21 protein-coding genes and 1 tRNA gene are annotated in these 22608 nt (G+C 67.1%); 12 read left to right on the top strand and 10 right to left on the bottom strand.

What is annotated here, in order from left to right:
• The first annotated feature begins 24 nt into the window (after positions 1–24).
• Both EJ903_RS04740 and EJ903_RS04745 read left to right on the top strand, forming a co-directional pair.
• The gene (locus EJ903_RS04740; protein ID WP_126612653.1) at positions 25–1434 is read left to right on the top strand and encodes a M20 family metallopeptidase; all 1410 of its coding nucleotides are present in this window, start codon (positions 25–27) and stop codon (positions 1432–1434) included.
• A gap of 124 nt (positions 1435–1558) precedes the next feature.
• Positions 1559–2869 (top strand): MFS transporter, encoded by a 1311-nt coding sequence (locus EJ903_RS04745; protein ID WP_126612655.1) that lies wholly within the window; start codon positions 1559–1561, stop codon positions 2867–2869.
• Between the two features lie 283 nt (positions 2870–3152).
• On the opposite strand, the gene EJ903_RS04750 is transcribed toward EJ903_RS04745, so the two are convergent.
• The 5 genes from EJ903_RS04750 to EJ903_RS04770 all read right to left on the bottom strand — a co-directional run bounded on the left by EJ903_RS04750 (position 3153) and on the right by EJ903_RS04770 (position 10168).
• Positions 3153–3227: transfer RNA gene (locus tag EJ903_RS04750), tRNA-Gln, on the bottom strand.
• Between the two features lie 119 nt (positions 3228–3346).
• Positions 3347–5449 carry a hypothetical protein gene (locus EJ903_RS04755; protein ID WP_126612657.1) on the bottom strand — a complete coding sequence of 701 codons (2103 nt, stop codon included), beginning with the start codon at positions 5447–5449 and terminating at the stop codon, positions 3347–3349.
• On the bottom strand, positions 5446–8172 hold the full coding sequence (locus EJ903_RS04760; protein WP_126612659.1) for a DUF4159 domain-containing protein: 2727 nt from the start codon (positions 8170–8172) through the stop codon (positions 5446–5448). The genes EJ903_RS04755 and EJ903_RS04760 overlap by 4 nt, the downstream gene beginning before the upstream one ends.
• Positions 8173–8234: 62 nt before the next feature.
• Positions 8235–9134, bottom strand: a complete 900-nt coding sequence (locus tag EJ903_RS04765; RefSeq protein ID WP_126612661.1) for a DUF58 domain-containing protein — start codon at positions 9132–9134, stop codon at positions 8235–8237.
• Positions 9135–9178: 44 nt separating this feature from the next.
• Positions 9179–10168: an AAA family ATPase gene (locus EJ903_RS04770; RefSeq protein WP_126613042.1), complete on the bottom strand. Its 990-nt coding sequence runs from the start codon at positions 10166–10168 to the stop codon at positions 9179–9181.
• A 173-nt stretch (positions 10169–10341) separates the two neighbouring features.
• On the opposite strand from EJ903_RS04770, the gene EJ903_RS04775 reads away from it, so the two are divergent.
• Genes EJ903_RS04775 through EJ903_RS04785 form a run of 3 tightly spaced genes read left to right on the top strand, consistent with a single transcriptional unit; the run spans position 10342 to position 12949 of the window.
• Entirely contained in the window at positions 10342–10926 is a 585-nt protein-coding gene (locus tag EJ903_RS04775) for a DUF1285 domain-containing protein (protein ID WP_126612663.1), read from the top strand.
• On the top strand, positions 10923–11597 hold the full coding sequence (locus EJ903_RS04780; protein ID WP_246015193.1) for a CoA pyrophosphatase: 675 nt from the start codon (positions 10923–10925) through the stop codon (positions 11595–11597). The genes EJ903_RS04775 and EJ903_RS04780 overlap by 4 nt, the downstream gene beginning before the upstream one ends.
• 44 nt (positions 11598–11641) lie before the next feature.
• Positions 11642–12949 carry a CCA tRNA nucleotidyltransferase gene (locus EJ903_RS04785; protein ID WP_342772056.1) on the top strand — a complete coding sequence of 436 codons (1308 nt, stop codon included), beginning with the start codon at positions 11642–11644 and terminating at the stop codon, positions 12947–12949.
• Between the two features lie 104 nt (positions 12950–13053).
• Here the strand turns inward: EJ903_RS04785 and EJ903_RS04790 are convergent, their stop codons facing one another.
• From EJ903_RS04790 to EJ903_RS04800, 3 genes are all read right to left on the bottom strand, one after another.
• Complete coding sequence (locus EJ903_RS04790; protein WP_126612667.1) at positions 13054–13905, bottom strand: DUF4238 domain-containing protein; 852 nt, start codon at positions 13903–13905, stop codon at positions 13054–13056.
• Positions 13906–14107: 202 nt separating this feature from the next.
• Positions 14108–15019 carry an oxygen-dependent coproporphyrinogen oxidase gene (gene hemF, locus EJ903_RS04795; protein ID WP_126612669.1) on the bottom strand — a complete coding sequence of 304 codons (912 nt, stop codon included), beginning with the start codon at positions 15017–15019 and terminating at the stop codon, positions 14108–14110.
• 15 nt (positions 15020–15034) lie between these two features.
• A complete protein-coding gene (locus tag EJ903_RS04800) occupies positions 15035–15511 on the bottom strand; it encodes a tRNA (cytidine(34)-2'-O)-methyltransferase (RefSeq protein ID WP_126612671.1) in 477 nt (158 codons plus the stop codon).
• 272 nt (positions 15512–15783) lie between these two features.
• On the opposite strand from EJ903_RS04800, the gene petA reads away from it, so the two are divergent.
• The 4 genes from petA (at position 15784) to EJ903_RS04820 (ending at position 19050) form a co-directional block, all read left to right on the top strand.
• Positions 15784–16350 (top strand): ubiquinol-cytochrome c reductase iron-sulfur subunit, encoded by a 567-nt coding sequence (gene petA, locus EJ903_RS04805; RefSeq protein WP_126612673.1) that lies wholly within the window; start codon positions 15784–15786, stop codon positions 16348–16350.
• Between the two features lie 28 nt (positions 16351–16378).
• Positions 16379–17626, top strand: coding sequence for a cytochrome b (locus tag EJ903_RS04810; RefSeq protein WP_126612675.1), 1248 nt, complete (start codon positions 16379–16381; stop codon positions 17624–17626).
• Complete coding sequence (locus EJ903_RS04815; RefSeq protein WP_126612677.1) at positions 17626–18387, top strand: cytochrome c1; 762 nt, start codon at positions 17626–17628, stop codon at positions 18385–18387. The genes EJ903_RS04810 and EJ903_RS04815 overlap by 1 nt, the downstream gene beginning before the upstream one ends.
• A gap of 108 nt (positions 18388–18495) precedes the next feature.
• Complete coding sequence (locus tag EJ903_RS04820) at positions 18496–19050, top strand: DUF924 family protein (protein ID WP_126612679.1); 555 nt, start codon at positions 18496–18498, stop codon at positions 19048–19050.
• A 33-nt stretch (positions 19051–19083) separates the two neighbouring features.
• Here the strand turns inward: EJ903_RS04820 and EJ903_RS04825 are convergent, their stop codons facing one another.
• A complete protein-coding gene (locus tag EJ903_RS04825) occupies positions 19084–19965 on the bottom strand; it encodes a response regulator (RefSeq protein ID WP_126612681.1) in 882 nt (293 codons plus the stop codon).
• Positions 19966–20125: 160 nt separating this feature from the next.
• On the opposite strand from EJ903_RS04825, the gene EJ903_RS04830 reads away from it, so the two are divergent.
• A complete protein-coding gene (locus EJ903_RS04830; protein ID WP_174237247.1) occupies positions 20126–20518 on the top strand; it encodes a DUF423 domain-containing protein in 393 nt (130 codons plus the stop codon).
• Positions 20519–20569: 51 nt separating this feature from the next.
• Here EJ903_RS04830 and EJ903_RS04835 read toward each other — a convergent pair whose 3' ends face one another.
• Positions 20570–20956 (bottom strand): ArsR/SmtB family transcription factor, encoded by a 387-nt coding sequence (locus EJ903_RS04835; RefSeq protein ID WP_126612683.1) that lies wholly within the window; start codon positions 20954–20956, stop codon positions 20570–20572.
• Positions 20957–21281: 325 nt separating this feature from the next.
• On the opposite strand from EJ903_RS04835, the gene EJ903_RS04840 reads away from it, so the two are divergent.
• Both EJ903_RS04840 and EJ903_RS04845 read left to right on the top strand, forming a co-directional pair.
• Entirely contained in the window at positions 21282–22181 is a 900-nt protein-coding gene (locus tag EJ903_RS04840) for a hypothetical protein (RefSeq protein WP_126612685.1), read from the top strand.
• A 97-nt stretch (positions 22182–22278) separates the two neighbouring features.
• A complete protein-coding gene (locus tag EJ903_RS04845) occupies positions 22279–22506 on the top strand; it encodes a sulfurtransferase TusA family protein (protein WP_126612687.1) in 228 nt (75 codons plus the stop codon).
• Positions 22507–22608 lie beyond the last annotated feature (102 nt).

The raw sequence follows: 22608 nt of genomic DNA on the forward strand, positions 1-22608 counted from the left end.
CACCCCGCACACAGGAGTTTGCGCATGGATCGCGGCGCACCCACCGACGCCTTACGTCACGCCGTGTTGACCGACGCGGCGGCGGCGTTGACCGACGGCTCCTTCCTCGCCGACCTCGACCGGCGCATCGCCCACCAGACCGACAGCACGGCGGGCAACCCCGCGCCGCTGTACGGCTATCTCGCCGACGAAATCGCGCCAACGCTGCACGCGCTGGGCTTCACCACCGACATCCGCCGGGTGTCGGGCGACAGCCGCAACCTGTTCCTGATCGCCGAACGCCACGAGGATGCCAGCCGCCCCACCGTGCTGATGTACGGCCACGGCGACGTCGTGCCGGGCATGGACGAGCGGTGGGCCGACGGCCTGTCGCCCTGGCGCGCGACGGTGCGCGGGGATCGCCTGTATGGCCGGGGCAGCGCCGACAACAAGGGACAGCACAGCCTGAATCTCGCCGCCTTCGCCGCCGTGCTGAAGGCGCGCCGGGGCAAGGTCGGCTTCAACCTCAAGATTCTGCTGGAAATGGGGGAGGAGATCGGTTCTCCCGACCTGCAAGCGATCTGCCGCGAACGGGGCAACCAGCTCAAGGCCGATGTGATGCTGAGTTCCGACGGGCCGCGCGTCGCCGCCGACCGCCCCACCCTGTTTCTGGGCGCGCGCGGCGGTCTGAACATCCGGTTGACGTTGGATCTGCGGCCCGGCGGGCATCATTCCGGCAATTGGGGCGGGTTGCTGGTCAACCCGGCCACCCGGTTGGCGGCCGCCATCGCCTGCCTGGTCGATGGGCGGGGCCGCATCCTGGTCGATGGTCTGCGCCCGGCCCCGATGCCCGACACCGTGCGCCGCGCGCTGGCCGACATCCCGGTGGTGCCCGGCCCCGACGAACCGGAGATCGCCGAAGGCTGGGGCGAACCCGGCCTGTCCCCGGCCGAGCGGGTCTATGGCTGGAACACGCTGGAGGTGCTGGCCTTTTCCGCCGGCAACACCCAGCGCCCGGTCAACGCCATCCCCGGCAAGGCCGAAGCCGTGCTGCAACTGCGCTTCGTCGTCGGCACCGACACCGCCGGGGCGGAGGATTCGGTCAAGGCCCATCTGGCCGCCCATGGTTTCGACGACGTCGCCGTGCGGGTGGACGTGATGGCGACCGCCACCCGGCTGGACCTGGACGACCCGTGGGTTCATTGGGCCACCGCCTCGATGGAGCGGACGACGGGCCGCCCGGTGGCGCTGCTGCCGAATTTCGGCGGGTCGCTGCCCAACGACTGTTTCGCGGTGGATTTGGGGCTGCCCACCCTGTGGGTTCCCCATTCCTACCCCGGCTGCAACCAGCACGCCCCCAACGAGCATCTGCTGATGCCGGTGGCGGACGAGGCGCTGCGGATCATGGCCGGGCTGTTCTGGGATTTGGGAGAGATTCCACCGCACCGCGCGTAACCAACCAAACCAACACGACCCAACAGGGACGCGGCGGCAACGAGCAAACGCCGAACAAGCGGCAAAACCCGCAAAAGGGACCGCCGCCGCCATCGACAGCCGATCATCGGGGAGACTTCGACAGATGACCACAGGGACGGCCACCACACCGCACGCAGCGGCCAATGTTGACGGCACCGGGAAGCCGTTCAACCTGACCCGCATGCTGATCGCCACCTCCATCGGCAACGCGCTGGAATGGTACGACATCGCGGTATACGGATTTTTCGCGCTCTACATCACCAAGGCGTTCTTTCCCGCCGCCGATGAAACGGTGGGGCTGCTGCTGGCCTTCGGCACCTTCGCCATCTCCTACCTTGCCCGTCCGCTGGGCGCGCTGGTGTTGGGCAATTACGCCGACCGGGTCGGGCGCAAGGCGGCGATGCTGGCCTGCATCCTGCTGATGGTGCTGGGCACGGCGATGATCACCGTCATGCCGACCTACGCCAGCATCGGTGTTTTCGCCCCGCTGGGCATACTGGTGGCCCGTCTGATCCAGGGCTTTTCCGCCGGTGGCGAGTTCGGCAGCGCCACTGCCTTCCTGGTCGAACACGCGCCCGACCGGCGCGGCTACATCGCCAGTTGGCAATTCGCCAGCCAGGGCCTGAGCAGCGCGCTCGCCGCCCTGTTCGGCGTGCTGTTGACCGTCTACCTGCCCGCCGACGCCTTGCAGGATTGGGGATGGCGTCTGCCCTTCGCCTTTGGCCTGCTGGTCGGCCCGGTCGGCCTGTACATCCGCCGCCACCTCGATGAGCCGCCCGCCGACCCCAACGACCATGCGCATGGATCGGAACGCGCGGCGGTCGCCACCGTGTTCGCCTCGCAAAAGCTCAACGTCGTGGTCGCCATCGGCTGCCTCATCATCTCCACGGCGGTGAATTATCTGCTGGTCTACATGCCGACCTACGCGGTCAAACAACTGGGCCTGACACCGACCATCGGCTACACCAGCACCTTTGCCGGGGCGATCATCCTGACGGTGTTGACGCCCTATGTCGGCCACATGTCCGACCAATTGGGGCGGACGCGGGCCATGCTGGTGGCGTCGGCGCTGCTGTTCGTGTCCTTCTTCCCCTGCTTCCTGCTGCTGACCGCCAACCCGACGGCGATGGTCATCATCGGCGTGGTGATCTGGTTGGCAACGCTGAAGTCGGTCTATTTCGGCGCGCTGCCCGCCCTGATGTCCGACCTGTTCCCCCGCGCCACCCGCGCCACCGGCCTGTCCTTCAGCTACAATCTGGGGGTGACGATGTTCGGCGGGCTGGGGCCGTTGGCCATGACCTGGCTGACCGACGTCACCGGCAGCAAGCTGTCGCCCAGCTATTACCTGATGGTTCTGGCGGCGATGAGCTTCGCCTCCCTGATCGCCGCCCGCCGCCGCTTCAGAATTTCGTAACAGCCCCGGAAACCACCGCGCCTGCGCCCTGACACCGGAAAACCACGGGCAACCCCCCATACAGACACCGCACCGCGCCCCCATCAGTGGTGCGCGGTGCAGGTCGCCTTGAAGGGGCGCATGTTCGGCAAAACATAGACCGGCTCACGTGCACAGGAAACTGTGCTTCAAATTTGCAAAGTGAGGATTTCCAACGGGCCCATGCACAAAATCACACAGATCAGCGCACGCAGTTTCTGCGCAGCGATGATCGGAAAATCTTTTATTTTTTCAATGAGATAAATGGCTGGGGCGCCAGGATTCGAACCTGGGAATGGCGGTACCAAAAACCGCTGCCTTACCGCTTGGCGACGCCCCAACCGACACGGTGAAGTTCAATCACCGGCGGGAGCGGCACCATAGTCGGAAGCGATGGGGAACGCAACAGGTGTTTGATTGCGTTCACGCATTTTTTTCGGCGCTCTCCGCACGGACGGTTCAGCGCCCTTCCCGCCGCCACCCCCAGGCCAGCGCCCCCAGCGCCAGGACCAGCAGCGCGGGCACCGGAACCAGCGGCGTGTCGGTCACGCCCGTCACCGTGTGATCGCCGTTGGCGCGCAGGCCGATCCAGGTCGGGCCGCTTTGGTCGCGGTCGGGGTTGGTGCGGCGGATGTCCAAACCAGCGCGCGGGCCGGTCTGGTGGTCCACGATCCAATGCACGCCGCCGCGCGTGGCCTTGGCAACCGGGTTCAACCGGTCGCCGGTGGCGCGCACGTCGGCCAACTCGGGCGGGTTGACCGTGCCGACCACCGCCAAAGCGGTGCGCGTGCCGTCCGACACCCGGTAAATTCCCGGTGCCTTGGCCAGCACGGTGGCGGTGGCGTGGCCGCTGGCGTCTTCGGTCAGGGTCAGCGGGCTGGTTTCGTCCGATGGGGTGGTCAACGTCACCGGGCGCGGGTCCGGCTCCAACGCGCGGCGCTCCACGGTGATGCGGTTGCCATCCACCCGCGTGCGCAGGTCGTTTTCCTCCAGCTCCGGTTCCTTCATCAGCCAATGAGCCAGACGGCGCAGCAGTTCGGCCTGCGGGCCGCCGCCTTCGAAACCACGGCTCCACAACCAAATCTGATCGGAGGCCAATTGCGCCACCCGGCCCTTGCCCACCCGGTCCAGCACCAGCAGGGGGTGACCGTCGGCCCCCTGCATCACCACGGTGCCGCTGTTGGGCGTGACCGCGACCTGATGGAACCAACGCCCCCAGGCCGGTTCGCCGTCGATCCGGTCGCCCGGCAAATCGGCCGTCACCGGGTGGCGGCGTCCGGTGTCGGTCACGCGCGGGCGGAACGGTTGGTCGAGCGTCCGCCCGGTGGGGGCGGCGGGCAGGATCGACCCCAGCGGCGTGCGGTACAGCGACAGCGGCGAGGCGTAGCCCTGCCCCGACGCCTCCAGCAACGCCCCGCCCTTGCGGACGTAGTCGGCGATGTTCTCCAGATACATTTGCGGCAGCACACCGCGCCGCCGGTAACGGTCGAAGATGATGAGGTCGAACTCGTCCAGCTTCACTTCGAACAATTCGCGGATCGGGAAGGCGATCAGCGACAATTCGCGGATCGGCGTGCCGTCCTGCTTTTCGGGCGGGCGTAGAATGGTGAAATGGACCAGATCGACCGCCGGGTCGGCCTTCAGCAAATTGCGCCACGTCCGTTCCCCGGCGTGCGGCTCTCCCGACACCAGCAGCACCCGCAGCCGGTCGCGCACGCCGTTCACGACCACCGCCGCGCGGTTGTTGGCCAGGGTCAGTTCCTGCGCCGCCGCCTCCACCTCCAGTTCCAACACATTCTGGCCGCCGTGGGTGATGGCAAGGTCGATGCGGAAATCGCGCCCGACCGGCACGCGGAAGCGGCGCCCCGCCCCGCCATCCTGGCGCAGCGTCACCGCCGCGTCGGGCGATTGGCGGCCCGGCATGTCGTCCACCCGGATGGTCAGATCGACCGATTTGCCCACAAGGCCGTAGCTGGGGGCCTGGACGATGGCGATGCGGCGGTCGCCCTCGTCATGGTCGCCGGTCAGCAGGGTGTGAACCGGTCCGATGCCCGCCAGTTTGCTGACCGGGTCGGGAATGTCGTGCACCTGCCCGTCGGTGATCAACACCGCCCCGGCCATGCGGCGGCGCGGCACGTCGGCCATGGCGCGGTTCAGCGCGTCGAACAGATGGGTTTCGTGGATCGTTCCGCTCTCATCCCCCCCGGCGCGCACGACGCGCAGTTCCAGGTCCGGCGCGGTTTTCAGCTTGGCGGTCAGATCGGCCAGCGCCCATTCGGCTCGCGCCCGCCGCTGCCCGATGGACTGGCTGGGCGAGTCATCAACGACGACGACGACGACATCCTTGATCGGCTCCCGCTTTTCCTGGATCAGGGAGGGGTTGGCCAAGCCCAGCGCCAGCACCAGCGCCGCCAGCAGCCGCCAGCCCGCCCCCCGCGCCCGCCGCAGCAGCGCAACCAGCACAACCAGAATCGCCACCCCGACCAGGGGGACCAGCAGGCCCCAGGGGAGCAGCGGGGCGAAGGCGATCGACGCGCCCGACCAGGGATCGGCGGGACTCATTGGCCAAGCCTTTCCAGAATGGCGGGGACATGGACCTGATCGGCCTTGTAATTGCCGGTCAGCGCGTACATCACCAGATTGACTCCGAAACGATAAGCGGTTTCACGCTGCCGTTCGCCACCCGGAACGACCGCGAACATCGGTTGCCCGTTGCGGTTGACCGCCCAGGCCGACGCCCAATCGTTGCCGCCGATCACCACGGGCGACACGCCGTCGTTGCCGCGCCCCTCCCGCGCCTCGATCCACAGGTCCGATCCGGTGGAGCGGCCCGGAAAATCCTGAAGCAGATAGAAGGACTTGCGCAGCACATGGTCGGGCGGGACCGGGGCCAGCGGCGGAATGTCCAGCCCATCGACCAGCCGTTGCAACACGCGCGATCCGCCGCCCGCCGCCTGATCGCGGGTGTCGAACAGGATCGCCCCGCCGCCGCGCAGATAGGCGTTCACCCGCGACCTTGCGGCGTCGGACAAGGAACCTTGACGATCCGAAACGGGCCAATAGAGCAGCGGGTAAAAGGCCAGCTCGTCGCGTTCGGGATCGACGCCGACCACGCCCATGGCGTCCACCGCCGTTCGCAGGTTCAGCGCCGCTGCCAGCCCCTCCAACCCGGCGCGCGCGGTGTCGTCCACGGCCCCGTCCCCGGTCAGGACATGGGCGAGATGGGTTTCCGCCGTGACCTTCACCGCTTGATCGATCTCCAACGCGCGGGCCACGTCTGGCATCAACAGCGCCAGCGCCAGCAGCAGCCCGGCCACCGCCCCGCCGCGCCGCCGCCACGCCGCCGGGATCAACAGCCCGCGCAGGGCCAACGCGATCACCAGATCGACCGTCAACAGCGCCAGCGCGGCGGCCAGCAGCGCCGGTTTCAGCGCCAGCTCGCCCCGCCCGCCATAGCCGGAACGGGCCACGCCAGTCGGCAAAGGCCCCAGCGGCTCCAACCCGGCGATGGCCGGGGACAGGTTGACGGCGCGGCGGCGTTCCTCCCCACCGTAAAAGCCGGGCGGATGGCGCGGCCCGACGATGTCCGCCGCCGCATTGCCGGGAATGGGAAAGGCGGTGGCGGTCGGCGCGACCAGACGCCCGGTCCCGTCCAGCAGGCTGACCGGCTCCAGCGCCGCCCCGCCCCCCGCACCGCTTCCGCCCGCCACGCCGCCACTCAACGCCAGCACCCGGCGCAGCATGTCGACGAACAGGCCGGACAGCGGCAGGTTGGACCAATCGGGGCTGGCGGTGGTGTGGACCAGGACCAGCCAGCCGTCGCCGCGCCGTTCGGACGTGACCAGCGGCGTGCCATCGGCCAGCCGCGCCCAGGTACGTTCGGCGAGATCGAGCGCCGGTTCGGCCAACACCTGCCGGTTCACCGTCACGTCGGGGGGGACCGCCAGCCCGTCGAACGGGGACTTGGCGGGGAAGGGTTGCAGGCTGGCCGGTTCCGACCAGGACAGCGCCCCGCCCAGCGCGCGGTCGCCCACCCGCAGGCGCACGGGAATCAGGGAATCGGCGTGCTGGGCCAGACGCGGCCCGGCGAAGCGCAGCAGCACCCCGCCCTTGCGCACCCAGCCATCGACGCTCTGCGCCTCCACCCCGGTCAGCGCGCCAACGTCGGACAGGACCAGCACGGCCAGATCGCGTTTCAACAGCTCCGCCGTCGTGCCGCGCCGCACCTCGGTGTAGGGCGACAGGGCGCGGTCCAGGTAATGCAGATCGGACAGCAGGGGTTGGCTCTCGCCCTCCGGCCGTCCCGACACCAGCCCGACCGGGCGGCGACGCCAGCGCTCGTCCAGCAGCACCGTGGCCCCGGCGGTGGTGTCGCCCTCAATTCGCAGGCTGGCGGCGTCGTTGCGCAATTCGGTCGGCAGGTCGAGCCGCAGGTCGCGGGCCTTCTGGCCAACCTCCATCACCAGGGTCTCACGGGCCAGCAACCGCCCGTCGGCGGCGGAGAGCCGCAGCGTCACCGGATCGGGCCGGGCGGCGTCGGCGCGCAGGACGCGCGCGACCAGGGCGTTGCCCTCGGTGGCGGGGGGCAGCAGCAGGTGGGGCGGCTTGTCCGCCGAATCATCCAGGATCTCCGCCGCCCCCAGCCGCTGCAGGCTTTCGGCCAGCGCGCGGGCGGAACGGTCGCCCACCCCATCGGCCAGCCACACCGCGTGCGCCGTTCCCTGGATCGCCCCCTGCGCGGTCAGGGCGCGCACGGACGCCAGGGTGGCGGCGCGGTCGGTCGGCCAGGGCAACGGTTCCAACGCCTGGGCCAGGCGCCGGGCCTCGGCGGCGGGCACGGCCAGGGCGGGCGGGCGGGCCTCCCCGCCGGGCAGCGGGGCGGTGGGCAGCAGGATCACCGGGCGGCTTTGCCGTTCGGCCTGGGCGATCAGCGCCTCCATCGCCTGCCGCCGGGCGGGCCAATCGCGCCCCGACGCCCACCCGTTGTCCACCACCAGCAGCAGCGGCCCAGCGCCGGGCAGGGCGGCGCGCGGGTTCAGCAACGGCCCCGCCAGCGCCAGAACCACCAGACCGGTCAGCAGCAGCCGCAGCGCCAGCAGCCACCAGGGTGTGCGCGCCGGGGTTTCCTCCGCCACGATCAGGCCGCGCAGCAGCAGCAGCGCTGGAAAGCGCACCCGCTTGGCCGCCGGGGGCGTCAGGCGCAACAGCCACCACAGCGCGGGCAAGGCGGCCAGCGCGGTCAGAACCCAGGGGGCGGCAAAGGCGATCGGTCCAAGACCCAGCATCGGCGCGTCTTACGGGGTTGCGGGAAGGAGGAAACGGCGGAGAGGCCGGGAAAGAGTGTGGGTCACGGAACCTCCCGCGCCAAGGCGCTCCACACACCCAGCAGCGCGCTGGTCGGCGGCCGGTCGGTGCGGTGGGTGGCGAAGCTCCAGCCCACACCGCGCGCCAGCGCCGCCAGCCCGTCGCGCTGGGCCTGCAGCCGGGCGCGGTAGGCGTCGCGGATGGCGTCCACGCGCGGGACCAGCAACCGCCCGTCCCCCTCCATCCCATCGAAGGCGACGCGGCCCTCATAGGGCAGGCTTTCCTCCGCCGGATCCAGCACCTGCAGCAGATGGCCGCGCAGCCCCTGCCCACTCAGCGCCGCTACGGTGGCGGCGATGCGGTCCAGCGGGGCCAGAAAATCGCCGATCAGCAGGGTTTGGGCGTGGCGCGGCAGGGACTCAGGGCGTGGCAGGGGATCGGCGTCGCTGGCTGTCTGTGGATCGGTCATCAGCCGGGCCAGCCGATCCACCGCCGCCTTGCCATGGTCGGGGCGGACGCCGGAGTTCAGCAGGGCGATCCGCTCCCCCCCGCGCGCCAGCAGCACGGCGGTGGCGAGCAGCAGCAGGTCGGCGCGCTCGCGCTTGGTCGGCAGGCCGGGCGCGGAACGGAACTCCATCGAGGGCGAGCGGTCGCGCCAGAGCCAGACGCTTTGCGCCGCCTCCCACTCGTTTTCACGGACATAGACCGGTTGGGATTTGGCCGATTGCCGCCAATCGATCATCGCCGGGGAATCGCCGCTCTGGTAGCGGCGGAACTGCCAGAAGCTTTCCCCCAGCCCGACCCGGCGGCGGCCATGCACGCCGGGCGCGACCGTCGCCGCCACCCGCTCCGCCGCCACCAGCAGCGGCGGCAGCGCCGCCGACAGCGCTTCCGCCCGGTGGCGGGCGTGCAGGGGGTTGGGGGATCCGGGGGGCTGGGGCACGGGGCGCGGGCTTTCGGATGGGGGCTTTTGGATCGGGCGCGGGATCAGGCCAACGGTTCGCACAGGCGGTCGATGATGCCGTCGAGCGTCACCCCGTCGGCCCGCGCGGCGAAATTCAGCGCCATGCGGTGCTTCAGGATCGGCTTGGCCAGCGCCAGCACATCGTCCAGCGAGGGCGACAGCCGACCGTCCAGCACGGCGCGGGCGCGGGCGGCGAGCATCAGCGCCTGGCTGGCGCGCGGCCCCGGCCCCCAGGCGACGTGACGGCGCACCGCCTCCAACTCGGAACTGTCGGGGCGGCCCCGGCGGACCAGATCGAGGATGCCGTCCACCACCGCGTCGCCCACCGGCAGGCGGCGGACCAGCCTCTGCGCCGCCAGCAGGTCGTCGGCGGACAGCACCGGGCGGGCGTGGGCGCTGTCGGCGCTGGTGGTGGCGATCATCATCCGGCGTTCGGCGTCGCGGTCGGGGTAATCGACGTCGATCTGCATCAGGAAGCGGTCAAGCTGCGCCTCGGGCAGCGGATAGGTCCCCTCCTGCTCCAACGGATTCTGGGTGGCCAGGACGTGGAAGGGTTGCGGCAGCGGGTGATAGTGCCCGGCGACCGACACGCGATGCTCCTGCATCGCCTGCAACAGGGCCGATTGGGTGCGCGGGCTGGCGCGGTTGATCTCGTCGGCCATCAGCAATTGGCTGAACACCGGGCCGGGCAGGAAGCGGAAGGAGCGGCGGCCGCTCTCGCTTTCCTCCAGCACCTCCGACCCCAGAATGTCGGCGGGCATCAGGTCGGGCGTGCATTGGATGCGCTTTTCCCCCAGCCCCAGCACCGCGCCCAGCGTTTCGACCAGCCGGGTTTTCGCCAGCCCCGGCACGCCGATCAGCAGCACATGGCCGCCCGCCAGCAGGGTGACAAGCGTCCGGTCGATCACCTCCTGCTGACCGAAGATGATCCGGGCCACGCCCGCCCGCACCTCCGCCAGCCGCGCGCCCAGCTCCTCGATCTCGGCCAGCAGGCGGCGGGGGTCCTCCGCCATCGTCGATGACAGGCTGTGCGGGATCTCCGATGCGTTCAACGTCTGGCGCTCCTCTGTCTGGCGATCCGGGGGCTGCCGCACCCCACCCCATCAACTCTAGTGGACCTGCGCCCCGAGTGTGGCGAAAATACGCAGCGGAGCGACCCAAAAAAACACGCAAGGGATGGAACGGCATGACCAGCGGCGACGACACAGCGAACGAGGCGCGCGCGGCGCGGCGGGCCGCGCTGACGCCGCCGGTCGGCGCCCCCCCTCTGCCCGACCGATTGCCGGGGGAGGAGGCCTACGACATCCGCATCGCCCGCGACGGCACATGGTTCCACAACGGCGAGCCGATCCACAGGATCGAGCTGGCCAAGCTGTTCGCCACCATCCTGCAACGCGACGCGGTTGGCGATTACTGGCTGATGACCCCGGTCGAGCATGGCCGGATTTGGGTGGAGGACGCGCCCTTCGTCGCCGTGGAGATGACGGTGGCGGGTGAGGGGGCCGAACAGGCCCTGTCCTTCCGCACCAATCTGGACCAATGGGTGGCGGCCGGCCCCGATCACCCGATCCGTGTGGCCGTGCACCCTGACAGCGGGGAGCCGACGCCCTACATTGTTGCGTCGAAGGGGCTGGAGGCGCGGATCGCGCGGCCCGTGTTTTACGACATGGTGGCGCGCAGCGACGCCCGCGCCACCGAATCCGGCGAGTCCGAGGTGGGTGTATGGAGCAACGGGGTGTTTTTCGCGCTGGGGACGCTGCCGGAGGAATGACCGGAACCGACAGGATCGTGACGGCCCTGAGTTTGACCGAAATCCGCCGCCGTCTGGCGGCGGGCCGGGGCGCGCGCGGCCTGCGCGGCGACCATGATCTGAACCCCGATTTCGCCCCCGATTCCAACCCGGCGCACACCCCGGCGCTGCGCGACGCCGCCGTGCTGGTCCCGCTGGTGGACCGGGGGGCGGACGGGGTGACGGTGATCCTGACCCAGCGCACGACGACGCTGAGCGCCCACGCCGGGCAGATCAGTTTCCCCGGCGGACGGCTGGAGCCGGAGGATCCCTCCGCCGAGGCCGCCGCCCTGCGCGAAACGGCGGAGGAAATCGGCCTGTCGCACGAGCGGATCGAGATCATCGGGCGGCTCGACACCTATGTGACCCGCACCGGCTTCCGGGTGACGCCGGTCGTCGGACTGGTCTCACCCCCCTTCACGCTCGCTCCCGACCCGGTCGAAGTGGCGGAGGTGTTCGAGGTTCCGCTGTCGGTCTTCCTGCACCCCGACAACCCGCAACGGCACAGCCGGGTCTTTCTCGGCAAGGACCGCTTCTTTTACGTCTTCCCCTATCAGGAGCGCTTCATCTGGGGGGCGACCGCCGGGATGCTGGTGAACCTGCGCGACGCGCTGGGGGTGACGCTGGGCGGGGCGCTGGAACGGGCCGATTGAGTGCGGGCACCATCTTGCCGCAGACCAGTTTGCTGACGAGCAGCTTGCCGAAGTCCGCCGCCGCCGGGCAGGATCGGGCCATGACCGCCGCCGCCCGCCTGGACCCGCAACCCTGGATGACCGCGCCCGCCAGCCGGGCGGTGTTCGCCGCGCTCGCCGCTGGCGGGGCCGACGCGCGCTTTGTCGGCGGCTGCGTGCGCGACGCGTGGCTGGGGCGGCCGGTGAAGGACATCGACATCGCCACCCACGCCCCGCCCGACCGGGTGATGGCGCTGCTGACCGCCGCCGGGCTGCGCGCCATCCCCACCGGCATCGCCCATGGCACGGTGACGGCGCTGTCGGACGGCCAACCCTATGAGATCACCACCCTGCGCCGGGATGTGGACAGCGACGGCCGCCACGCCCGAGTCGTCTTCACCGACGATTGGGAGGAGGACGCCGCCCGCCGCGACCTGACCATGAACGCCCTGAGCTGCACCGCCGACGGCGTGGTCCATGACCCGTTCGGCGGCTTGGCCGATCTGGCGGCGGGGCGGGTGCGCTTCGTCGGCGACGCCATGCGCCGCGTGACCGAGGATGTGTTGCGCCTGCTGCGCTTCTTCCGCTTCTACGCCCATTACGGGCGCGGCGCGCCGGACGCCGACGCGTTGGCCGCCTGCGTCGCGCTCGCCCCCCGCCTGCCCACCCTGTCGGGGGAACGGGTGCGCGGCGAGCTGTTCCGCCTGCTGACCACCCCGGACGCCGCCGCCAACAGCGCCGCAGAGGTCTGGCGGCTGATGATCGATCACGGCGTGATGACCCACCTGCTGCCCAGCGCCACCCGCACCCATCGCCTGGCCCGCTTGGCCCGCCTGGAGCATGACCTCGGCATCCCCGCCGACCCGACCCGCCGTCTGGCCGCCGTTCTCGACGCCGACCGCGCCGAGTCGCTGCGCGTGGCCGAGCGGTTGCGCCTGTCCAACCCGGAGCGCGACCGGCTGGCGGCCCTGACCGAACCGCCGGTGGCCCTGCCGATCCACGCCACCGAACACCAAGGCACCGCGCTGCGCCAAGCCCTCTACCGCGTGGGCGATGCCGCGCTCTACCAGGATCTCGTTCTGCTGGCCGCCACAGACGCCCCCGGACCGCTCGACCTCGCCGATCCGCGCGCCGCCCTGGCGGTGGCGGCGGATTTGCCGACCCTGCGCCTGCCCATCGCCGGGCGCGACCTGCTGGCGCTGGGGGTGGAGCGCGGCCCGGCGCTGGGCGCGCTGCTGAAACGGGTGGAGGCGTGGTGGATCGCCGGGGATTTCCAGGCCGACCGCGCGGCCTGCCTGGACCAAGCGCGGGGTTTTGGGGCGTTTGAAGCTTGACGCCAACCTGCGTTTTTCTCGCCCTTCGAAAACAAGCAGGCTGTAGAGCCAGGAACTGCCAAAATTAAAAAATTTTTAGCGACATTGATGAAATTTATGCAAGGCTATTCCTTAAAATTATTATTAATAAAATCTGTCATACTATCGTCAAATGCATAAACGTAGCAATATTTTTGCTCAATTACTCTTTTGTTGATTATTCTAACAAAATTATTTGACGTGAATAATTTCATCATTGACGACTCTGATTTGTTGTGATTATCGTTGAAGGCAATGAAAAATCTATCCTTATTTATGGGAAAAACAAGAAAACCATCATCTTGTTTTAATCCAGAATATATGGTTACTGGATTATCTGATGTGATTATAGAACAAAAGTCTAGATCAATATTTACAACACCCCACTTCATTGAATAAATTTGCTGATAAATACCAGAGTTTATAATAATTCGTAAAATAGATTGCACAGAAATATTTAACATTCCATCTTGTATTGGAAAATTCTCGAATCTTTCTTGAGAATCCGGCTCATCACTGGAACGGTATTTTTCAAATCCGCACCTCTTAATCATTTCAAGAATATGCCTATTTGCCTGATCATTGATATATTTTATCATTGATGGGTTACGAAAAATCATAGCCGTAATGACTACAGACCAGCAAGATTTGTCAATTTTCTCAATATCATTAACGTCATTGGATCGTAATACTTCCAATCCATCGCTTAACCATTGATCAATGCGTCTCCACACCTCGTCTTCTAATACATTTTTTAAATTGGGAGGAAGTCCGGGAGCAAAATACAGTCCAGGAGTCCAGGCAGTTGATTTTGGCGACCTTCTTTTGCACTCAATTCTACTGCGTACCCACTTGTAAACAAACAACTTCCCATCACCGCCGGTCCATCCGCGCTGGTAACACTGAGGAAGGTAATGGTGTTCTTGATTGGCTGACATATCATGAACCTATGTGTCTTCTTCCTCAAATGCAAATCTATATTGTTAATATCTCGCTCGTCCGTACTTTTGGGAAGCAGCGTTGCCCGACGCGCAGGCAGATAACCATTCACTCCTAGAAACGGCTTACTTTTCCATATTAGAGCCGATTCAACACCAAAATTTTCAGTTCTGTTGTGGACATTCACCCCCGCCCCGAAGTTTACGGCCACTTCACCTCCGGCGGCAGGCTCATCAGGATGGCTTCGGTGTTGCCGCCGGTCTTCAGGCCGAAGGTGGTTCCCCGGTCGTAGAGCAGGTTGAACTCCACATAGCGGCCCCGGCGGATGAGCTGGTGTTCGCGTTGCTCCGCCGTCCAGGGGCGGTTCATGTGGCGACGGACCAGATCGGCGTAGGTCTCGAAAAAGGCGGTCCCGACATCCTGGGTGAAGGCAAAATCCGCCTCCCAATTCCCCGAATCGAGGCCGTCGAAGAAGATGCCGCCGACGCCGCGCGCCTCATTCCGGTGGGGCAAGAAGAAGTAGCGGTCGCACCACTCCTTGTACTTCGCGTAATAATCCGGGTCGTGGCGGTCGCAGGCGGCCTTCAGACCGGCGTGGAAATCCGCCGTGTCCTGATCGTCCGGGATCATCGGCGTCAGATCGGCCCCGCCGCCGAACCAGCTTTTCGTCGTGACCAGATGGCGGGTGTTCATGTGAGTGGCCGGGACCAGGGGGGAGCGCATGTGCGCCACCAGACTGATGCCCGCCGCCCAGAATTCGCCGGTGTCCGCCGCGCCGGGGATGTTGGCGCGGAATTCCGGGCTGAACACGCCGTGGACGACGGAGATGTTGACGCCGACCTTCTCGAACACCCGGCCTTTCATCACCGCCATGGTTCCGCCGCCGCCCTCGCCGCCCTCGTGATCGGGGCGGGTCCAGCTCTTGCGCTCGAATCGGCCGGGGGGCAGATCGGCGTGCGTCCCGGTCAACTCGTCCTCCAGCGCCTCGAACCCGGCGCAAATCCGGTCGCGCAGGCTGGCGAACCACGCGGCGGCGCGGGCCTTGCGCGCCTCGACAAGGGCCGGATCGGTCGCGGCAACGGCGGAGGCGACGGGCGGAACGGGGGCGGTCATGGCAGGCTCGCAGGCTCAAAGGACGGGGACAGGGGCGGCAACGGAGTCGGCTGAGGCGGTTTGCCGCAGCGCCTCACCCAACACCATCGCGGCGCTGATCGCAACGTTCAAGGAACGGGCGGGCGGGCGCAGCGGGATGACCAGACGGGCGTCGGCGGCCTCATGCACCGCGTCGGGCACGCCAGCACTCTCCTGCCCCACCATGATCCGGTCGTCGGGGGCAAAGGCGAAACCGGTGTAGGGCTGGGCCGCGCGGGTGGTCAGCAGCACCAGACGCCCGGCCTGCGGGCTGGCGCGATAGGCGTCCCACGAGGGATGGCGGACCCAATCCAGATGATCGAGATAATCCATCCCGGCCCGGCGCAGACGGCGGTCGTCCAAAACGAATCCGCAAGGCTCGATCAGGTCGAGCGGGACGCCCAACCCCGCCGCCAGCCGCATCAGCGTGCCGGTGTTCTGCGGGATGTCGGGTTGGAACAGGACGAGGCGCATTGGAATCCCTCTGAAAAACCATCCGTAGGCGTACAAAATCATGCTGCAACGCAGCGCGCGACACCGTGTCCGGCGACAAAGCCTTTTCAAGTGGGCAGCGCAACGGTATACCGCAACCCCGAAACACCAGAGTCTCGAACTCTGGGTGACGTGGCGTGCCCGAGGTTCATCGACCCGACGGACAAGCCCGTCAAGTCGTGCTACAGAACGGTCCATCGGTCGTCCGGCGTGAACCTGCGCACGTCGGGCATGCCTTGAGGAGAAACAGGCTTATGGCTCAGACCACGCATCCGCCCGGGACGGGTGGCCACGCGGCCTCCGGCGACGGTTCCAACCGCCGCGATTTTCTCTACCTTGCCACCGGCGCGGTTGGCGTTGTCGGGGCCGCTTCGGCGGCTTGGCCCTTCATCAGCAGCATGAACCCGGCCGCCGACACCCTGGCGCTGGCGTCCATCGACGTCGATCTGGCCCCGGTCGCCGAGGGGCAGGCCATCACCGTCACCTGGCGCGGCAAGCCGGTGTTCGTCCGTCACCGCAACGCCAAGGAAATCGAGCAGGCCAAGACGGTCAATCTCGGTGAGCTGCGCGACCCGGTGGCCGACGAGGCCCGCGTCAAGAAGCCGGAATGGCTGATCGTCGTCGGCATCTGCACGCATCTCGGCTGCGTCCCGCTGGGGCAGAAGGTCACGGATCCGCGCGGCGACTTCGAGGGCTGGTTCTGCCCTTGCCACGGCTCGCACTACGACACCGCCGGGCGCATCCGCAAGGGTCCGGCCCCGGCCAACCTCGTGGTTCCGACGTACGCCTTCACCAGCGATACCAAGATCCGCCTCGGTTAAGCGGCCTTAAGGTTCAGGAGACCCCGAGATGGCTCAGGCTCAAGCCTCGAAATTCAAGAATCCGGTCGTGAACTGGATCGACAGCCGCCTGCCGATCTTCACGATGCTGGATCACGAGTACAACCACTACCCGATGCCCCGGAACGTCAACTATCTGTGGGCGTTCGGTGCGATTGCCGGCATCATGCTGGTGATCATGATCGCCACCGGCCTGTTCCTGGCGATGCAGTATTCCTCGCACACCTCGCTGGCCTTCGATTCGGTCGAGCGCATCATGCGCGACGTGAATTACGGCTGGCTGCTGCGCTATGTGCACGCCAACGGCGCGTCGATGTTCTTCATCGCCGTCTACATCCACATGTTCCGTGGTCTCTATTACGGGTCCTACAAGGCCCCGCGCGAGATCCTGTGGATCCTGGGCGTCATCATCTTCCTCGTCATGATGGGCACCGCCTTCATGGGCTATGTGCTGCCCTGGGGCCAGATGAGCTTCTGGGGTGCGACCGTCATCACGAACCTGTTCTCGGCCTTCCCGATCGTCGGCGATCCGATCGTCACCCTGCTGTGGGGCGGCTTCTCGGTCGACAACCCGACGCTGAACCGCTTCTTCGCCCTGCACTTCCTGCTGCCCTTCGTGCTGTTGGGTCTGGTGATCCTGCACACGGCCGCGCTGCACGTCTGCGGGTCGAACAACCCGCTGGGCATCGACGCGAAGGGTCCGCAGGACACCGTTCCGTTCAACCCCTACGTCACGCTGAAGGACGGCTTCGCGGTCGTCATGTTCCTCATCGTGTTCGCGTTCTTCGTCTTCTTCATGCCGAACTATCTGGGCCACCCGGACAACTACATTCCGGCCAACCCGCTGGTGACGCCCGCGCACATCGTGCCGGAATGGTACTTCCTGCCCTTCTACGCCATCCTGCGCGCGATCCCCGACAAGCTGGGCGGCGTCATCGCCATGTTCGGCTCGATCGCCCTGCTGCTGGCCCTGCCGTGGCTCGACACCTCGAAGGTCCGCAGCTGCAAGTTCCGTCCGATCTACCGCCAGTTCTTCTGGATCCTGGCCATCGACGCCCTGGTTCTGGGCTATGCCGGTGCCATGCCCGCCGAAGGCTCCTGGCTGCTGATCGCCCGGATCGGCACCTTCTATTACTTCTTCCACTTCCTGGTTCTGCTGCCGGTGTTGGGCAAGCTGGAACGTCCCCTGCCGCTGCCCAACAGCATCAGCGAAGCCGTTCTGAAGGGCGCCCACGCCAAGTCGATGGAGAAGGCCTGATGCGCGCGTTGAAGACTGCAATCCTCTCGGCGGCGCTGGCTCTCGGCCTCGCCGGGGCCGCGCAGGCGTCGGAAGCGATTCATCTGCCCAAGCAGAGCTGGCCGCACGCGGGCATGTTCGGGACCATCGACAAGGCGGCGGCCCAGCGCGGCTTCCAGATCTACAAGGAAGTCTGCTCGGCCTGCCACTCCATGCGTCTGGTCCCGATCCGCACGCTGGGCGGCATCGGCTTCAAGGACGACGAACTCAAGGCGCTCGCCGCCGGGTACGAGGTCCAGGGTGGCCCGAACGACGCCGGTGAGATGTTCATGCGTCCGGCCATTCCGGCCGACCGCTTCCCGTCGCCCTTCGCCAACGAGCAAGCGGCCCGCGCGGCGAACAACGGCGCGCTGCCGCCCGATCTGTCGCTGATCGCCAAGGCTCGCGTCGGTGGTGAAGATTACTTGTACGCGTTCCTGACCGGCTTCGAGGAACCGCCTGCGGGCGTCAACCTGATGGCCGGCATGAACTACAACAAGTATTTCCCCGGCCATCAGGTCGGCATGCCGAACATCCTTCAGCCCGACGGCGTGACCTTCGCCGACGGCACGAAGGCCACGGTGGAGCAGCAGGCGCGCGACGTCTCGACCTTCCTCACCTTCGTGGCGGAACCGCACCACGACGCGCGCAAGCAGATGGGCGTCAAGGTCATCCTGTTCCTGCTCGTGCTGGCGGGTCTGATGTACGCGTCCAAGCGCAAGCTGTGGAGCACGCTGCACTGACCGGTGCACCGTCCCCCGGCTGATGCCGACCGTTGATTTTCGACTGGACAGGGCACCCCTTGGGGTGCCCTGTTTGGTTCTGGGGTCCCGTCAACGGCGGAGGGCGCGATGGATGACGCGAAGGAAATCGCTGCGGTTCTGGATTTCTGGTTCGGCGAGTCGGCCAAGCCCTTCTGGTTCGTCAAATCCGCCGCCTTCGACCAGGAGGTCGCCGCCCGGTTGGGGCCGCTGCACGAAGCCGCCGCGCGTGGCGACTGCGACGCCTGGATGGGCAGCGCCGACGGTTGCCTGGCGCTCTGCGTGCTGCTGGATCAGGTCCCGCGCAACATCTTCCGGGGCACGCCCCGCAGCTTCGCCACCGATCCCCCGGCGCGGGCGGTGGCCCGGCACGCGGTGGATCAGGGATATGATCTGGCCACTCCGCTGGACCGCCGTGCCTTTTTCTATTTGCCCTTCGAGCATCACGAGGACATGGGCAGCCAGGACCGCTCCGTCGCGCTGTTCACCGAACGGGTGGGCGACGCGCTGACGGTGGAGTACGCCCACCGGCACCGCGATGTGATCGCCCGATTCGGGCGTTTCCCCCACCGGAACGCGATCTTGGGTCGCCCCAGCACGGCGGAGGAAACGGCCTTCCTGCAGGGACCGAACTCGTCCTTTTGATCCGCCCCGCCTTGCCGCGTTGCCCTTGCCGCGTTACGACGGCGTCAGCCAACGTTCCAGCGCCGCCAGCAGATCGGCGCGGCGGACCGGTTTGGTCACGTAATCGTTCATCCCCGCCGCCAGACACCGGCTGCGGTCGTCGGGGTGGGCGTTGGCGGTGACGGCGATGATCGGGATGCGCCCGCGCTCCCCCGACAGGGAGCGGATGGTTTCCGTCGCCGCGATGCCGTCCACGTCGGGCATGGCAACGTCCATCAGCACCGCTTCCGGCGGCACGTTGGCCTGGGCGATGGCGGCGACCGCCTCCGCCCCACCGGTGGCCATCTCCACCGAAAAACCGACCTTGGACAGCAGGCCCGCCGTGACCATCCGGTTGGTGGCGCTGTCATCCACCACCAACAGCCGTCCGCCGCGCGTGCGCGCCCAGCTCATCAGACGTTCGGCGTCGGTCATCCGGCCGGGCAGGCCAACCGGAAGGTCCAACACCACGGCCGCCCCACCGCTGCCCGATGGCTCCAGCGTCAGGCGGGCACCCAGGGGGGCAACAAACCGCCGGGCCAGATCCAGACAGAAGCTGTCCGCCACCTCAAAGCCGCCGGTCAGAGAGATTCGCAACTGCGTCGCTTCGGGCTTTCCGGGACCCGCTGCCCCGGATTGTGTGGACAGGCGCAGCGCCACCACGCAGCCCGCGCTGCGCTCGATCGCGCTCAACAGCAAGGCGTTGACCATCGATCCGACCGCGCCGACATCGCCGACCAGACCGGGCGGCGTGCCGGGGAGCACCGCCAAATCCAGTACGACGCCCCGCGCCTCGGCGGCCGGGCGGGCGGTGGCCGACGCCAGCCGAAGAAGGGTGGCAGGGTCGAACATCGCCCCGGCTTTGGTCGCCCCATGATGCAAAATGTCACCGTCCATGGCGGGTCTTTGGCAAAATGCAAATCAGGTTGCACATCCGACTCGAAATCCGCACAGTGCGGCGACGAAAACCGGGGTTGCGAGCTGTTCTCAGCAATTTGCAGGCCAACGGGTGATCGGTCAGGACCATGCGCCAGCCCCCCACATTTCAGGAGCGGATATGACCCTGTTGGACCGGGGATTTGTTGCGTTCGCCGGGGTGAGCGGCGCCGTGGCCGTGGCGGCGGCGGCCTATGGCCGTCACGCCTTGGTTGGCGATCCGCACGCGCAGGAACTGTTTCGCATCGCCGGGGACCAGCAGCTTTGGCACGCGCTGGCGCTGCTGGCGCTTGGGCTGTTCAACCGCCGAAACCAGGGGGCGGGGGCGGTCGCCCTGCGCGGGGCCGCTGGGCTTTTCGCAACAGGAACCCTGTTGTTTTGCGGCACGCTCTACGCGAACGCTCTGGCCGTGACGCTGCCCATCGGCATGACCGCCCCGTTGGGCGGCGTGGCTTTCATCGCCGGGTGGTTGATGGTGACGGTCGCGGCGTTGATCGGGCGCTGGTCCGCCTGATCGCATCACACCGGGTCAAAACGCGACGGGGCAAAACACGCCCCGGCACAATCACGCGCGTGCGTGGGTTTCGGCACCGGTGGTGGACGGTGCCGCCGCGCTCTCGGCGGCCTCCTCAATGGCGTCGTCCGCCAACGGCTCGGATGGTTGGCAATACAGGCCATGCAGCGTGCCCATGATGGTCTGCGCCTCATGCCCATTCAGGGAATAATAGATGTTCTGGGCGCTGCGCCGGGTCCGCACCAGCTTGTCGCGGCGCAGACGGGCCAAATGCTGCGACAAGGCCGACTGGCTCAACCCCACCAAATCCTCAAGCTCGCCAACCGACCGTTCCCCCTGACTGAGATAGCACAGGATCAGCAAGCGCCGTTCGTTGCACATCGCCTTCAACAACGCGCTGGCGCGCCGGGCGTTGGCTTGCAAATCCTCAATCTTCATCGGTGTCCGTCGCCCTGACCGTTCCGCACAATGCGTTGCACGCTTGGGATCACGGCGCGGTCGCCTGGCCCGAAGCAATTGCTTAGTGTGCGTTTATATTCCGTGTGACACATATTTGTCCACCTGTGGAAATCCGCCATGACCAGCCATGACCAGAGCGCCCACCGGCAACCGCGTGGCCAGGGTGGCACCGGTTAATTCGGTTGCTTAATCCATCGGGAATCACTCACAATCCGTCCGGGAGGTGAAAACGGCTTTGGCCGTCTCTCCGTGCCGCGTGTGGGCAGGATGCCTTTGGGGGGCTGACAAACCACAGGAGGCCGATATGGCGCATGGAATGGGTGGTGGCAGCGGTTTTGGCGGCCACAATGGCGGATGGGGTGATGCGGGTTGGGGCACGACCGCGACGACGTTGGCTGCGGGGGCAACCACGGCGACCGGGGACACGGGCTTCGATGTGGTCACGATGAACAGCGCGGGCGGGACCATCACCGTCTCCGCAATCGAATATCTGATCGGCGGCGTCGGCACCGATGTGGTCACGCTGTCCGCTGCTGGCAACACGCTGTCGGTCCGGGGCATTGAAACGCTGACCGGCGGCGCTGGCACCGACGTGGTGTTTTTGGCCGGGTTCGGCAACACCATCGCCGTGTCCGGGGTTGAAACGCTCGTCGGCTGCGGCGGGGCGGACACCATCACCATCACCTCCGGGACCGTCACGGCGTTGGTGAATGGCGGAGACACGCTGACCTTGGCCGCCGCCAACGGGGCCGATCAGGTGGTGTTGCAGGACGCCGGGTATCGCCCCTACGGCGACAGCAACGGCTACGCGCAGATCGCCAATTTCCAGGCCGGAACGGACAAGATCGTTGTCAGCGGCGCGTTGCGCGCGCGGGTGGACGACAACAGCGATGGCACGATCGCCTCGGCGGCCCGGGCCACCGGCGCGATCAATCTGTCGACGGACGAGGTGGTGCAGTTGACCACCACCGTCGCCAGCCTGACCGACACCGATTACGCGTCGGTGCGCACCGCGCTTGGATCCCTGTCCAACAGTTCCAAGGGGGCCGACGCGTTGGTTCTGGCCACGGACGGCACCAACACCGGAGCCTATCTGATTGTCGACAGCAACGGCGATGGCACGGTTGCCGCCAACGAGATCCGGTTGCTGGGCCTGTACACATCCACCACCGGAATCACGGCCAGCGATCTGGTTTACGGCTGATCCGCGTCCTGGTGCGCGAAGCGGGGGTGGTCTATGCCCCCGCCTTGCCCGGACCATGGCCTGGACTTCCAACCGAAGGGTCGGATAGACTGCGGCCATGGCCGATCATCCGTTGAACACCAAGGGCTTGCAGTGCCCCCTGCCCGTGCTGCGGGCGCGCAAGGCGTTGAAGGCCATCGCCATCGGCGACACCCTGACGGTGGAGGCCACCGACCCCGCCGCCGTCCGCGACGTTCCGGCCTTTTGCGAGGCCACCGGCAACGTCTTGCGGGCCAGCGACGAGGTGGACGGGGTTTATCGTTTCGTCATCGAACGGATCGTTTGAGGCCATTTGCCGCAGGGCGCGTGATCGCCCGGCGGTGCGGTGCGGCTGTGACGAATCGTCCCGGATTCCACCTGTACTTTCATCAGCGATCCGGGAAGAATG

Source organism: Azospirillum griseum (genome assembly GCF_003966125.1).
GTDB lineage: Bacteria > Pseudomonadota > Alphaproteobacteria > Azospirillales > Azospirillaceae > Azospirillum > Azospirillum griseum.

Excerpts from the sequence above, each read along its gene's own strand:
- EJ903_RS04760 (WP_126612659.1), bottom strand. The coding sequence starts at position 8,172 with ATGCTGGGTCTTGGACCGATCGCCTTTGCCGCCCCCTGGGTTCTGACC.
- EJ903_RS04775 (WP_126612663.1), top strand. The coding sequence starts at position 10,342 with ATGACCAGCGGCGACGACACAGCGAACGAGGCGCGCGCGGCGCGGCGG.
- EJ903_RS04810 (WP_126612675.1), top strand. The coding sequence starts at position 16,379 with ATGGCTCAGGCTCAAGCCTCGAAATTCAAGAATCCGGTCGTGAACTGG.
- EJ903_RS04740 (WP_126612653.1), top strand. The coding sequence starts at position 25 with ATGGATCGCGGCGCACCCACCGACGCCTTACGTCACGCCGTGTTGACC.
- EJ903_RS04845 (WP_126612687.1), top strand. The coding sequence starts at position 22,279 with ATGGCCGATCATCCGTTGAACACCAAGGGCTTGCAGTGCCCCCTGCCC.
- EJ903_RS04745 (WP_126612655.1), top strand. The coding sequence starts at position 1,559 with ATGACCACAGGGACGGCCACCACACCGCACGCAGCGGCCAATGTTGAC.
- EJ903_RS04825 (WP_126612681.1), bottom strand. The coding sequence starts at position 19,965 with ATGGACGGTGACATTTTGCATCATGGGGCGACCAAAGCCGGGGCGATG.
- EJ903_RS04790 (WP_126612667.1), bottom strand. The coding sequence starts at position 13,905 with ATGTCAGCCAATCAAGAACACCATTACCTTCCTCAGTGTTACCAGCGC.
- EJ903_RS04835 (WP_126612683.1), bottom strand. The coding sequence starts at position 20,956 with ATGAAGATTGAGGATTTGCAAGCCAACGCCCGGCGCGCCAGCGCGTTG.
- EJ903_RS04820 (WP_126612679.1), top strand. The coding sequence starts at position 18,496 with ATGGATGACGCGAAGGAAATCGCTGCGGTTCTGGATTTCTGGTTCGGC.
- EJ903_RS04755 (WP_126612657.1), bottom strand. The coding sequence starts at position 5,449 with ATGAGTCCCGCCGATCCCTGGTCGGGCGCGTCGATCGCCTTCGCCCCG.
- EJ903_RS04770 (WP_126613042.1), bottom strand. The coding sequence starts at position 10,168 with ATGGCGGAGGACCCCCGCCGCCTGCTGGCCGAGATCGAGGAGCTGGGC.
- EJ903_RS04840 (WP_126612685.1), top strand. The coding sequence starts at position 21,282 with ATGGCGCATGGAATGGGTGGTGGCAGCGGTTTTGGCGGCCACAATGGC.
- EJ903_RS04780 (WP_246015193.1), top strand. The coding sequence starts at position 10,923 with ATGACCGGAACCGACAGGATCGTGACGGCCCTGAGTTTGACCGAAATC.
- hemF (WP_126612669.1), bottom strand. The coding sequence starts at position 15,019 with ATGACCGCCCCCGTTCCGCCCGTCGCCTCCGCCGTTGCCGCGACCGAT.
- EJ903_RS04815 (WP_126612677.1), top strand. The coding sequence starts at position 17,626 with ATGCGCGCGTTGAAGACTGCAATCCTCTCGGCGGCGCTGGCTCTCGGC.
- EJ903_RS04800 (WP_126612671.1), bottom strand. The coding sequence starts at position 15,511 with ATGCGCCTCGTCCTGTTCCAACCCGACATCCCGCAGAACACCGGCACG.
- petA (WP_126612673.1), top strand. The coding sequence starts at position 15,784 with ATGGCTCAGACCACGCATCCGCCCGGGACGGGTGGCCACGCGGCCTCC.
- EJ903_RS04830 (WP_174237247.1), top strand. The coding sequence starts at position 20,126 with ATGACCCTGTTGGACCGGGGATTTGTTGCGTTCGCCGGGGTGAGCGGC.